Annotated in this window: 11 protein-coding genes; all 11 read right to left on the minus strand. The window is 65.5% G+C overall.

The window, feature by feature from the left end; translation table 11 throughout:
- Positions 1 to 891, minus strand: an 891-nt coding sequence (gene trbL, locus HUK82_RS11315) for a P-type conjugative transfer protein TrbL (RefSeq protein ID WP_176614058.1), incomplete at its 3' end; no start/stop codon positions are given.
- Position 892: 1 nt separating this feature from the next.
- A complete protein-coding gene (gene trbK-alt, locus HUK82_RS11320) occupies positions 893 to 1,243 on the minus strand; it encodes a putative entry exclusion protein TrbK-alt (protein ID WP_176614059.1) in 351 nt (116 codons plus the stop codon).
- A 13-nt stretch (positions 1,244 to 1,256) separates the two neighbouring features.
- The gene (gene trbJ, locus HUK82_RS11325) at positions 1,257 to 2,015 is read right to left on the minus strand and encodes a P-type conjugative transfer protein TrbJ (RefSeq protein WP_176614060.1); all 759 of its coding nucleotides are present in this window, start codon (positions 2,013 to 2,015) and stop codon (positions 1,257 to 1,259) included.
- Positions 2,012 to 4,450 carry a conjugal transfer protein TrbE gene (trbE, locus tag HUK82_RS11330; RefSeq protein WP_176614061.1) on the minus strand — a complete coding sequence of 813 codons (2,439 nt, stop codon included), beginning with the start codon at positions 4,448 to 4,450 and terminating at the stop codon, positions 2,012 to 2,014. The genes trbJ and trbE overlap by 4 nt, the downstream gene beginning before the upstream one ends.
- A gap of 11 nt (positions 4,451 to 4,461) precedes the next feature.
- On the minus strand, positions 4,462 to 4,743 hold the full coding sequence (locus tag HUK82_RS11335) for a VirB3 family type IV secretion system protein (RefSeq protein ID WP_176614062.1): 282 nt from the start codon (positions 4,741 to 4,743) through the stop codon (positions 4,462 to 4,464).
- The gene (locus HUK82_RS11340; protein WP_373318229.1) at positions 4,743 to 5,090 is read right to left on the minus strand and encodes a TrbC/VirB2 family protein; all 348 of its coding nucleotides are present in this window, start codon (positions 5,088 to 5,090) and stop codon (positions 4,743 to 4,745) included. The genes HUK82_RS11335 and HUK82_RS11340 overlap by 1 nt, the downstream gene beginning before the upstream one ends.
- The gene (gene trbB / locus HUK82_RS11345) at positions 5,087 to 6,070 is read right to left on the minus strand and encodes a P-type conjugative transfer ATPase TrbB (RefSeq protein ID WP_176614063.1); all 984 of its coding nucleotides are present in this window, start codon (positions 6,068 to 6,070) and stop codon (positions 5,087 to 5,089) included. The genes HUK82_RS11340 and trbB overlap by 4 nt, the downstream gene beginning before the upstream one ends.
- Positions 6,071 to 6,387: 317 nt before the next feature.
- A complete protein-coding gene (locus HUK82_RS11350; protein WP_176614064.1) occupies positions 6,388 to 7,110 on the minus strand; it encodes a hypothetical protein in 723 nt (240 codons plus the stop codon).
- 51 nt (positions 7,111 to 7,161) lie between these two features.
- Positions 7,162 to 7,596 carry a ribbon-helix-helix protein, CopG family gene (locus HUK82_RS11355; protein ID WP_176614065.1) on the minus strand — a complete coding sequence of 145 codons (435 nt, stop codon included), beginning with the start codon at positions 7,594 to 7,596 and terminating at the stop codon, positions 7,162 to 7,164.
- A 7-nt stretch (positions 7,597 to 7,603) separates the two neighbouring features.
- Positions 7,604 to 9,598, minus strand: a complete 1,995-nt coding sequence (locus HUK82_RS11360) for a conjugal transfer protein TraG (protein ID WP_176614066.1) — start codon at positions 9,596 to 9,598, stop codon at positions 7,604 to 7,606.
- Between the two features lie 28 nt (positions 9,599 to 9,626).
- Positions 9,627 to 11,249 (minus strand): relaxase/mobilization nuclease domain-containing protein (locus HUK82_RS11365; protein ID WP_176614067.1); only part of this gene is annotated, 1,623 nt, incomplete at its 5' end.

Below are 11,249 nucleotides of genomic sequence, written 5' to 3' on the forward strand. Positions count from 1 at the left end.
GGAGGCGACAGCGCCGACCGCGGCAGCGCCCGCCGCGACCATACCGCCTGCGGCGAGACCGGTGCCGACCGCCGCGCCCGCGCCAAGTTGCGGACCACCGGAGACGAGGCCGTTGGCGATGCCGGGACCGAAGATGCCAAGGCCGAGCAGCGACAGCGCAGCGAGCACGATGGTCATGGCGTCGTCGATCGAGGGCGTCGCGCCGTTGAACCCTTGCGTGAACTCGGAAAACAGGATCGAGCCGATGCCGATGATGACGGAGAGCACCAGCACCTTGATGCCCGACGAGATGACGTTGCCGAGCACCCGTTCGGCCATGAAGGCGGATTTGCCGAACAGGCCGAACGGGATCAGCACGAAGCCGGCGAGCGTCGTCAGCTTGAACTCGATCAGGGTGATGAAAAGCTGGATGGCGAGGATGAAGAAGGCGAGCAGGATGAGCGCCCAGGCGAACATCAGGCAGGCGATCTGGATGAAGTTCTCGAAGAACGAGACCCAGCCCATCAGATCGGAGATGGAATCGAGCAGCGGCCGGGCAGCATCGAGGCCGGTCTGCGCCACCTTGCCGGGGCGCAGGAGATCGGCGGTGGTGAAGCCGGTGCCCGACGCCTTCAGGCCGAGACCGGCGAAGCTCTCGAAGACGATGCGGGCGAGATTGTTCCAGTTGCCGATGATGTAGGCGAACACACCGACGAACAGCGTCTTCTTCACCAGCCGGGCGATGATGTCCTCGTCGGCGCCCCACGACCAGAACAGCGCCGCCAGCGTCACGTCGATGACGATCAGCGTGGTGGCGATAAACGCCACCTCCGGGCGCAGCAGGCCGAAGCCGCTGTCGATATAGCGGGTGAAGACTTCGAGGAAATGGTCGATGACGCCGGCGCCCTGCATGTCAGCGGCTCCCGTTCTGGTCTGGCGTGGAAGCTGGTGCGGTCGGGAACAGCGTCGTCGGTGCGTCCGATGCGATCGGCATCGTGGACGCGGCCGGCTCCGGCTGACCCAGGAAGCGGCGGCGGTTCTCGGCCCAGGCGTGCAGGCAGGACGGATCGCGCCCGCCGGCCTCGCCCATGCCGCTACAGCGGGCGAGTTCCGCGCGCAGCGGATCTCGCGCCGTGACGGGCTGCGCTACCGTGACCGGATCGTCCGGTCTGTCGGCAGGCCGGTTCATCTCGATTGCGGTGGCGGTAATCGCCAGCGCGACGAAGATAACGGCGCCGATGCGCGCGAGGGTCTTGCCGTCCATGACGCTGCCCCGCTCAGTTGTTGCCGTGGAACATCTGCGCGTGGCCGGGCTGGTAGCCCGTGCCCGGCGTCAGGAAACGGCGACGCTGTTCGCGGCCCTGTTCAGCGGCGGTGGCGCGTTCGGCGTCCGACAGCGCCTGCGCCCGGCCGTTCGCCGCCACGACGGCGGTAAGGTCGGCGAGCTGCTGTGCTTGAAGCGCGAGGAGTTGGTTGCCGGCCTGCGTCGCCTGAAGCGCGCCGGTCGCCGACTGGCTCGCCCCGACCAGCGCCGACATCTGGGTGCGGTTGGTGTCGATATTGCCGACGACGGTCGCTTGCACGCGCATCGTGTCCTGCAAACCGCCGACCGTATTTTGCCAGCGCGAACGGGCATCGGCCACGAGCTGCTGGTCCGACGCGGACATCGAGACATTACCGTATTTGGTCTGGAACGCTCGGTCGATCTGCTGGACGTCATAGGCAATGTTCTGCGCCTGTTGCAGAAGCTGCTGCGTCCGCTGCACAGACTGTTGCAACTGCTGGAGCGACGAGTAAGGCAGGCTCGCCAGATTGCGGGCCTGGTTGATGAGCATCTGCGCCTCGTTCTGAAGCGAGGTGATCTGGTTGGTGATCTGCTGGAGCGAGCGCGCGGCGGTGAGCACGTTTTGCGCATAGTTCGACGGGTCGAAGACGATGATGGCATAGGCTGGCGTCGTGACGATCGGCGACAAGGCCAGCGGAATGGACAGCATGGACGCGGCAAGCAACGCCGCGCGCGAACGGCGCAGTTTCATTCGGGATTCTCCTTGTTGGTGAGGTTGGGAATGAGGTCGGCGGCCCAGCCGACGCCGCGATGGCGCAGCCAGGCGGCGAGGAATCCGTCCACGCCATTCTCGGCGACGATCGCAGCGATGGCGGCCTGATCGGTCTTGGATGAGGCGGCGCAGAGCGCCAGCGCCACATCAGACAGGCCCAGCTCGAACAGCCGGTTGCCGCGCCGCGACTGGCAGTAATAATCGCGCTTCGGCATGGCCCGCGCGACGATCTCGATCTGACGATCGTTGAGGCCGAAGCGGCGATAGATGGCGGTGATCTGCGGCTCGATGGCGCGCTCGTTGGGGAGCAAGAGCCGAGTCTGGCAGCTTTCGATGATGGCGGGTGCGATGGCGCTGCCGTCGATGTCGGAGAGCGACTGCGTGGCGAAGATCACGCTGGCGTTCTTCTTCCTGAGTGTCTTCAGCCATTCGCGGAGCTGGCCCGCGAAACCCTCGTCGTCGAGCGCCAGCCAACCTTCATCGACGATGATGAGCGTCGGCGATCCGTCGAGCCGGTCTTCGATCCGATGGAAGAGATAGGCGAGCACGGCGGGCGCAGCCTCGGTGCCGATAAGCCCCTCGGTCTCGAACGCCTGCACCGTCGCGGTGCCGAGATGTTCAGATTCCGCGTCGAGCAGCCGGCCCCAGGCGCCGCCGATGCAATAGGGGCGCAGCGCCTGCTTCAGGTCGTTGGACTGCAACAGAACGCAGAGGCCAGTGATGGTCCGCTCTTCCACTGGCGCGGAAGCGAGCGAGGTCAGCGCCGTCCAGAGATGCTCCTTCACCTCGGGCGTGAGCGTGACGCCTTCCCGGACGAGGATCGCGCCGATCCAGTCGGCAGCCCAGGCGCGTTCGGCTGTTTCGTCGACACGGGCGAGCGGCTGAAGCGCGACGGAGGTTTCCGATCCCTCCGTCAGTCCGCCACCGAGATCGTGCCAGTCGCCGCGCATGGCAAGCGCCGCCGCGCGGATCGAGCCGCCGAAATCGAAGGCGAACACCTGCGCCCCAGCATATCGCCGGAACTGCAAGGCCATCAGCGCGAGCAGCACGGACTTGCCCGCGCCGGTCGGGCCGACGATCAACGTGTGGCCGACGTCGCCGACATGAAGGGAAAACCGGAACGGGGTCGAACCTTCCGTCTTGCCGAACAGCAGTGGGGGTGCCGCAAAATGCTCGTCCCGTTCCGGCCCCGCCCACACTGCGGAAAGCGGGATCATATGGGCGAGATTGAGCGTGGAAATTGGCGGCTGGCGGACGTTCGCGTAAACGTGGCCGGGCAACGATCCGAACCAGGCATCGACCGCGTTGATGGTCTCGGCCATCGCCGCGAAGTCGCGGCCCTGGATGACCTTCTCGACAAGCCGCAGCTTCTCGTCGGCTATGCGGGGATCGTTGTCCCAGACCGTTACGGTGGCGGTTACATAAGCGATACCGGCATAGTCAGCGCCGAGTTCCTGAAGCGCGAGATCGGCATCCGCCGCCTTGTTCGAGGCGTCGGTATCCACCAGCACCGATTGTTCGTTGGTCATCACCTCCTTGAGGATCGCGGCGATAGACTTGCGCTTGGCGAACCATTGGCGGCGGATTTTGGTCAGCAGCTTCACCGCGTCGGTCTTGTCGAGCAGGATGGCGCGGGTGGACCAGCGATAAGGAAAAGCCAACCGGTTTAACTCGTCGAGCAAGCCGGGTGTCGTCGCGGTCGGAAAGCCAGTTATCGTCAGTACGCGTAGATGCGCGCCGCCAAGGCGCGGCTCCAGCCCGCCGGTGAGCGGCTGATCGGCGAGCAGCGCGTCGAGATAGATCGGCGTCTCGGGCACGCGGACACGGTGACGGTGCGTGGAAACGCAGCCGTGGAGGTAGGTCAGCGTCTCGCCGTCATCGAGCCACCGGCATTCCGGCATGAACGCTTCGATCAGGCGCAGCAGCCGGTCGGTGCGGTCGGCGAAACCGGTCATCACCTCGGTAGGATCAATGCCAGCCTTCTCGCGGCCCTCGTAAAGCCAGGTCTCGGCGCGGGCGGCGTCCTCCACTGGCGGCAGATAACAAAAGGTCAGGAAGTAGCTGGACTCGAAGTGGCTGCCTGCTTCCTCGAAATCGGCCTTCCTCTCAGCATCGACAAGCGCCGACGCCGAATCCGGGAACAGGCTGTTCGGATAGGTCGCAGCGGCATGGCGTTGCGCCTCCACGAAGATCGCCCAGCCTGAACCGAGACGGCGGAAGGCGTTGTTCAAGCGCCCGGCGATGGCGACCAGTTCGGCGGGCACAGCCGAATCCAGATCGGGACCGCGAAACCGCGCGGTGCGCTGGAAGCTGCCGTCCTTGTTGAGCACGATGCCAGCGCCGACCAGCGCCACCCAGGGCAGGAAGTCGGCGAGGCGTGCATTCTTGTTGCGATATTCGGCGAGATTCATCATGGCCGCGCCCCTCAGACAGTGAGATGCGCGGGGATGCGCAGATGGCGACGACCGACCTCGACGAAGAGCGGGTCGCGCTTGGCCGCCCAAACCGCCGCAAAGTGACCGATCGCCCAGATGAGGATGCCGACCAGCCAGAGGCGCAGGCCGAGACCGACCGCGCCGGCCAGCGTGCCGTTCATGATGGCGATGGCGCGCGGCGCGCCGCCGAGCAGGATCGGTTCGCTGAGCGCCCGGTGCAGCGGGACGGTGTATCCCGGCACCTCTCCGCCCTGATCGACGACGCCCGCCATCAGACCAGCGCTCCGCCGCCGAACGAGAAGAACGACAGGAAGAACGAGCTGGCCGCGAAAGCGATCGACAGGCCGAACACGATCTGGATCAGGCGACGGAAACCGCCCGACGTATCGCCGAAGGCCAGCGTCAGGCCGGTCGTGATAATGATGATGACGGCGATGATCTTGGCGACCGGGCCTTCGATCGACTGGAGGATTTGCTGGAGCGGCTGTTCCCACGGCATGGACGAGCCGGAAGCATAGGCGGGGGCCGCCATCACCACGGACAGCGTGGCGACCGATACGGTCATGGCGAGGCGTTGGCGGGCTTGATTGAAGCGCGAAAGGCGCAGGGTTTGGATCACAGGAGGTCTCCTTCGGGGTTGAGGCTGGGGACTTGGTTGGTGGGGGAAGCCGGACCGCCGTCGCCCTCCATGACGACGGGCACGACGCGGTAATCGCCGTCAGGGCCAAGGCCCTCGACACGGAAGAGTTCGGAAAGCCGGCGCGCAGAACCGCGGCCGGACAGCACGGCGACGAGATCGATCGTTTCGGCAATCAGCGCGCGGGGGACAGTGACGACGGCTTCCTGAATGAGCTGTTCCATCCGTCGCAGCGCGCCGATTGCGTTGCCAGCGTGGATCGTGCCGACCCCGCCTGGATGGCCGGTGCCCCATGCCTTGAGCAGGTCGAGCGCCTCTGCGCCGCGCACCTCGCCGATCGGGATGCGATCGGGGCGCAGCCGCAAGGATGAGCGGACAAGATCGGAGAGCGAGGCCACGCCATCCTTCGTCCGCATAGCGACGAGATTGGGCGCAGCGCATTGCAGTTCGCGCGTGTCCTCGATGATAACGACGCGATCTGAGGTCTTCGCCACCTCGGCGAGCAGCGCATTGGTCAGCGTTGTCTTGCCGGTCGACGTGCCGCCGGCAACGAGGATATTGGCGCGGGAGGCGACACCCTCACGCAATGCCTCGGCCTGCGCGGCGGACATGATGCCGGCTGCGACATAATCGTCGAGCGTGAAGACGGCGACGGCGGGTTTGCGGATGGCGAAGGCCGGGGCAGAGACAACTGGCGGCAACAACCCCTCGAACCGCTCCCCCGTTTCCGGCAGCTCGGCCGAGACGCGGGGATTGCCGGCATGGACCTCCGCGCCGACATGGTGGGCGACCAGGCGCACGATGCGCTCGCCGTCGGCCGCGGAGAGCCGCTCGCCGGTGTCGGACAGGCCTTCCGAGAGCCGGTCGATCCAGAGACGGCCGTCAGGGTTGAGCATCACCTCGACGACGCTGGCGTCTCCGAGGAATCCGGCGATGGCGGGACCGAGGGCGGTCCGCAGCATGCGGGCCCCGCGAAGTGTCGCCTCAGAATTCTCGGAAGAAGTGACCACGTTGTCCCCGTTCTTTGCGGGACCGCGTCAGTCCGTCCCTGGATCGGGGATGATTAAGAGAACCGGAAATCAGCCTGCGGCAACAGGTTGTTTTGCTTGTCGTACCGTGGCGTACAAAGACAGGCGTTCGGCGGAATCACCGAATACGTGAGTTGCCGCAATCGTTGCTTATTGCGCGTCGCGCGCGGGATCGCTGTCCTGGGGCTCCTAGCGTCGCGTCAGACCAAGACGCGCCGGCCCAGGCGAACTTGCGGCTCACGTCAGGGCCGCTAGATATGTCCAAGCTTCTTAAGTCGACGGACAAAAGCGTCGTAGGATTGCCGAGCTTGTGCGACGCGCTCGGCGAGTTCGCGTTTCAACTCGTCGTACCGCGCAACCTTCTTCGCGTCGTAGGAGACCATGTCCCGGTCGATGTTCATGTGTGGGGCTAAGCAATACCGGTAGTCCGGATTGGGCCCTTGGTTGTCGGGGAACACAAAGAAGTTCGGTGCGACAAAATGGTGTAACGCCCTTGCATCGGTGGCAAACGTATTGAAGAGAGCCGCCGTTTTTGTGTCCTGGAGAGCGTTAGAAGCGTCCGAGAACTGATTGTACGCGCGATAGAAGTGTGTATCGAAACTCGAACGATAAGAGTGGTCGTCTAGAAGATCATCGAAATATCGCTTCACTTCCTGCACTGCCGGAGGGGATCGGGCGATCGTCTCTTTGTCGATTGCCAGACGGTGCGCCCATTTATCGAGCACCAAGAATTTGAATGCCAGGATTGATAGGCCGACTACGATCAGGATAGCCGCTACCCAATAGTTGGCAGATGAGTCGATCTTGACGTCAATCTTTCCGAAAACGAACGTGGCGATGGGTAGCCACCAAGGCCCGGCAAGCGCCGCTATGCCTCCGGCCAGGAACACCATGCCGACGGCGACGAATAGATGGCGACTATAAGAAAAAGACCAACGCCCCGATTTCTGGTCATGGGAAATGTGGATCGACAATGCTGTAATTCTCCTTTCGATGGCGTTGCTGAGGTACTATTAGCATATCCGTCAGTTGTCGCCGCTCCCCGCGTTGATGTCTTCGGAAATCTCCTGCCGGAGCTTAGGACCCTTGGCCAGTCTGCGGCCGAGCGCCGCCACAAAGGCGTCGTAACGCTCACCCGCCTGCGCTCGGGCGGCGGCGTGCGCCGGCTCGGGCAGCGGCGGGTTGGCGGTTAGCCAGAACCGCACGAAGACGGCGAGCATCTCGATCGAGATGCTGACGTCGCGCTCCATGCGCGTCATGCGACGGTCGAGCTGGTCGAGGCGTTTGGTCGTTGCCGCCTCCTGCCGTTCGGCGGCGTCCGGCGACAGGAAGGATGCGATCGCCGCCTCGGCGATCAGCGAGCGTGACTGATCGCGCCGGGCCGCATAGGCCGCAAGCGCCTTCATCACCTCGGGTTCGAGATAGACCGACAGGCGCTGCTTCTTCGATGGATTGGCCATGGGCGCCTCACAGGTCCATGCCGTCGTTCGGATCGAGCGAGACCTGGCGCGCTACGCCACGCATGATCTGGTTCGCGCGGCTGATCCGGGCGGTGTCGTCATCGGCCTCGTCGTCGAAGCCGCCGTCGAACTCGTTCTCGATCAGCGCCTTCTTCTCGACCGGCGCGGCGCGTTCCAGCTCGGGCTGGTGACGCCGTTCCGATCCGGTCGGATCTTCGTCACCGCCATCCTCGATGACAGCCGCGCCTGGCGACACCGCGCTCGCCGGCCGGGCTGGAAGTGGTAGACGGCTCCAATCGTCCATTCCTGGCTGCTTCGGCCTGGTGAGCGCCGGCGGCGCCATGATCCGATCCTTGAAGCGGCGATCCTCGTAGTAGCGCGCCTTCTTCGCGCGGATCGGCGGCGTGCCCGCGACCATGACAATCTCGTCGGTGGGCGGGAGCTGCATGATCTCGCCCGGGGTGAGCAGCGGTCTTGCGGTTTCCGAGCGCGACACCATCAGATGGCCGAGCCAGGGCGAAAGTCGATGGCCAGCATAGTTGCGCATGGCGCGCATCTCGGTCGCCGTGCCGAGCGCATCGGAGACGCGCTTTGCGGTGCGCTCGTCGTTGGTCGCGAAGCTGACACGGACGTGGCAGTTGTCGAGAATCGAGTTGTTCGGCCCATAAGCCTTCTCGATCTGGTTCAGCGACTGCGCGATCAGGAACGCCTTCAACCCGTAGCCGGCCATAAAGGCGAGCGCGGATTCGAAGAAGTCGAGCCGGCCGAGCGCCGGGAACTCGTCGAGCATCAGCAGCAGCCGATGGCGGTTGCCCTTCGCCTTCAGATCCTCCGTCAGGCGCCGGCCGATCTGATTGAGGATGAGCCGGATGAGCGGCTTGGTCCGCGCGATGTCCGAAGGCGGCACGACCAGGTAGAGGCTGGTCGGTTGCTGGGCGCCAACGATGTCGGCGATGCGCCAGTCGCAGCGGCGCGTCACCTCGGCGACGACGGGATCGCGATAGAGGCCGAGGAACGACATGGCGGTCGAGAGCACGCCGGAGCGTTCGTTGTCGGACTTGTTGAGCAGCTCGCGGGCGGCCGACGCGATTACCGGATGCGGTCCGCTCTCCCCGAGATGGGCGGTCTTCATCATCGCCGCCAAGGTGGACTCGATCGGCCGCTTCGGATCGGAGAGGAAGGCGGCGACACCGGCGAGCGTCTTGTCCTCGTCCGCGTAGAGGACATGCAGGATCGCGCCGACCAGGAGCGCGTGGCTGGTCTTTTCCCAGTGGTTCCGCTTTTCGAGGCTGCCCTCCGGATCGACCAGGATGTCGGCGATGTTCTGCACGTCGCGGACCTCCCATTCGCCGCGGCGCACCTCGAGCAACGGATTGTAGGCGGCCGACTTCGCGTTGGTGGGATCGAACAGCAGCACCCGGCCATGGCGGGCGCGGAAGCCGGCGGTCAGCGTCCAGTTCTCACCCTTGATGTCATGCACGATCGCCGAGCCCGGCCAGGTGAGCAGCGACGGCACGACCAGGCCAACGCCCTTGCCGGAGCGGGTCGGCGCGAAGCACAGCACGTGCTCGGGTCCATCGTGCCGAAGATAAGCGCGGTCGTACTTGCCGAGCACCACGCCGTCCTCGCCGAGCAGGCCAGCGCCGCGGACTTCGTGTTCATGTGCCCAACGCGCCGACCCGAAGGTCTCGGCGTTCTTCGCCTCGCGGGCTCGCCAGACCGACATGCCTATGGCGACGGCGATTGACACGAAGCCGCCGGACGCCGCGATGTAGGCGCCCTCGACGAAGATCGGCGGCGCATAGGCGTCGTAGAAATACCACCACGGGAAGAAGGACCACGGATGGTAGATCGGCCAATGACCGAGCATGAACCATGGTGGTCCGAGCTGGGGCTGGAAGCCGAGCCGGTAGGCCGTCCATTGCGTAGCGGCCCATGTCGTCAACAGGACGATAGCGAAGACGGTGAGGATCTGGTCCCAGAGGATCTTGGTGGCGGACATGGCGGGTTCCTTTCGCTTGGGATGATGGTCACAGGCCGAGCCCCCGCTGGCGGCCGAAGCTCCAGTCGACGCAGCCATCGCTTCGAGCGACGCCGGAGACGTGACGGCCGAGCTGCTTTTCGATTGATGGTGTCCAGGGCACGAGGCTGAAGCCGAGCCCGTCGTCGATCATGGCGAAGCGGCCGCTCGCGAGGTTCAGCCGCCGCTGGTAGGTGCCGGTGACATATTCGCCGGACTCCGGCTTGACCTGGGGACGCCCGGTTTCGGCGGCGATGCGTTCGCTGACGGCTTCCAGTTCGCGACGTCGCAGCGTGTCGATCAGGCTGGGCTGGAAGCTGATGCCGCGCGTCTGTCGCTCGGCGAAGCCCTGACTGACAAGATGCTCGGCGCGCCGATCCATCGCGTCGCGGACCTCGGCGCCGAAGCCGCCGCCGAGCGCCACCGGCTCGCGGGCGATATTCTGGCGGTCGAGCCAAGTGGCGCCGGTCGCGGTGACCTGCCGCTCGACGTCGAGGTCGGAGCGTACGGCTATCGCCAAGCGGCGCTGGCCCCGCGCGTCGTCAAACTTTCGAAGCTCGACGATCGAGCCGGGCGCGCTGTCGCCCGCTGCATCGAGATCGGGCAGCTTTATGTGGTGGGTGCGGCCGTCGACGCCATCGACGACGGCGAAGGCCGTGCCCTTCAGTTCGTCGTCGAGGCCGCGGGCGACCAGGCGGCCGACGACCGGATCGTTGAGGCTTTCGGATGCCAGCACATAGCTCGCCGCGCCGCGCTCGATCCCACGCTCGGTCAGGCCGTGATGGATGCGCTTGATGATATCGCCGCGCTTGCCGAGCTCGCGGAGTGTCGCTTCGGCCTTGTCCGAGATCGTCCACTGTCCCGGACTGATCTCGTCGGCGAGCCCGAGGCCTTCGAGCTTACGCAGCCGCCCGATCTTCAGGGCATGGAATTCGTCGGGCTGCCGATCGGGATGCGGCGCGAGATCGATGACGCCGGTGCGATAGGCGTCGCGGGCGAGCTGACGGTCGAGGTTGGTCCAGCGGTCGGCGTCGATCTGGCGCTCCAGCGTCTGCCGGATCTCCTGATCGGTGCGCGGCCCCAGCTCCTGGGTGATCAGGTCGCGCGCCCGCTCACGCATGCCCTCCTTTATATAGTCACGCGAGATGACCAGGTTCTCGCCGTCATCGCGCACGCCGCGCACGATCAGATGGACATGCGGATGCTCGGTGTTCCAGTGATCGACCGCGACCCATTCGAGCCGCGTGCCGAGATCCTTTTCCATCTGGCCGACCAGCTCACGGGTGAAGCCCTTGAGGTCGGACATTTCCAGCGCGTCGTCCGGCGAGACGATGAACCGGAAATGGTGGCGGTCGTCCTCGGATCGCTCCGCGAAATCCCTGGCATCGACATCATTGCCGCCCGGACCGAACAGCCGGGCCTTCTCCCCGTCGCGGGTGACGCCGTCGCGGCGCAGATAATCGAGATGCGTCGAGAGCGGCGCGGAGCGCCCGCCATGACGGACGACCCGCGCCTTGATGACCGCACCGCGCGAGCGGGCTGTGATGAGGCGGTTCGCCTGGATCGAGGCGCGCTGGCCGCACCCGAACCGGGACCGCGCGCCGGACCCGATCTTCCCTTGCCGGGAGACGCT

This window comes from Ameyamaea chiangmaiensis, from assembly GCF_013376175.1.
Lineage (GTDB): Bacteria > Pseudomonadota > Alphaproteobacteria > Acetobacterales > Acetobacteraceae > Ameyamaea > Ameyamaea chiangmaiensis.

Coding starts and splice junctions, on each gene's coding strand:
- trbK-alt (WP_176614059.1), bottom strand. CDS start 1,243: ATGGACGGCAAGACCCTCGCGCGCATCGGCGCCGTTATCTTCGTCGCG.
- trbJ (WP_176614060.1), bottom strand. CDS start 2,015: ATGAAACTGCGCCGTTCGCGCGCGGCGTTGCTTGCCGCGTCCATGCTG.
- trbE (WP_176614061.1), bottom strand. CDS start 4,450: ATGATGAATCTCGCCGAATATCGCAACAAGAATGCACGCCTCGCCGAC.
- HUK82_RS11335 (WP_176614062.1), bottom strand. CDS start 4,743: ATGGCGGGCGTCGTCGATCAGGGCGGAGAGGTGCCGGGATACACCGTC.
- trbB (WP_176614063.1), bottom strand. CDS start 6,070: ATGCTGCGGACCGCCCTCGGTCCCGCCATCGCCGGATTCCTCGGAGAC.
- HUK82_RS11355 (WP_176614065.1), bottom strand. CDS start 7,596: ATGGCCAATCCATCGAAGAAGCAGCGCCTGTCGGTCTATCTCGAACCC.
- HUK82_RS11360 (WP_176614066.1), bottom strand. CDS start 9,598: ATGTCCGCCACCAAGATCCTCTGGGACCAGATCCTCACCGTCTTCGCT.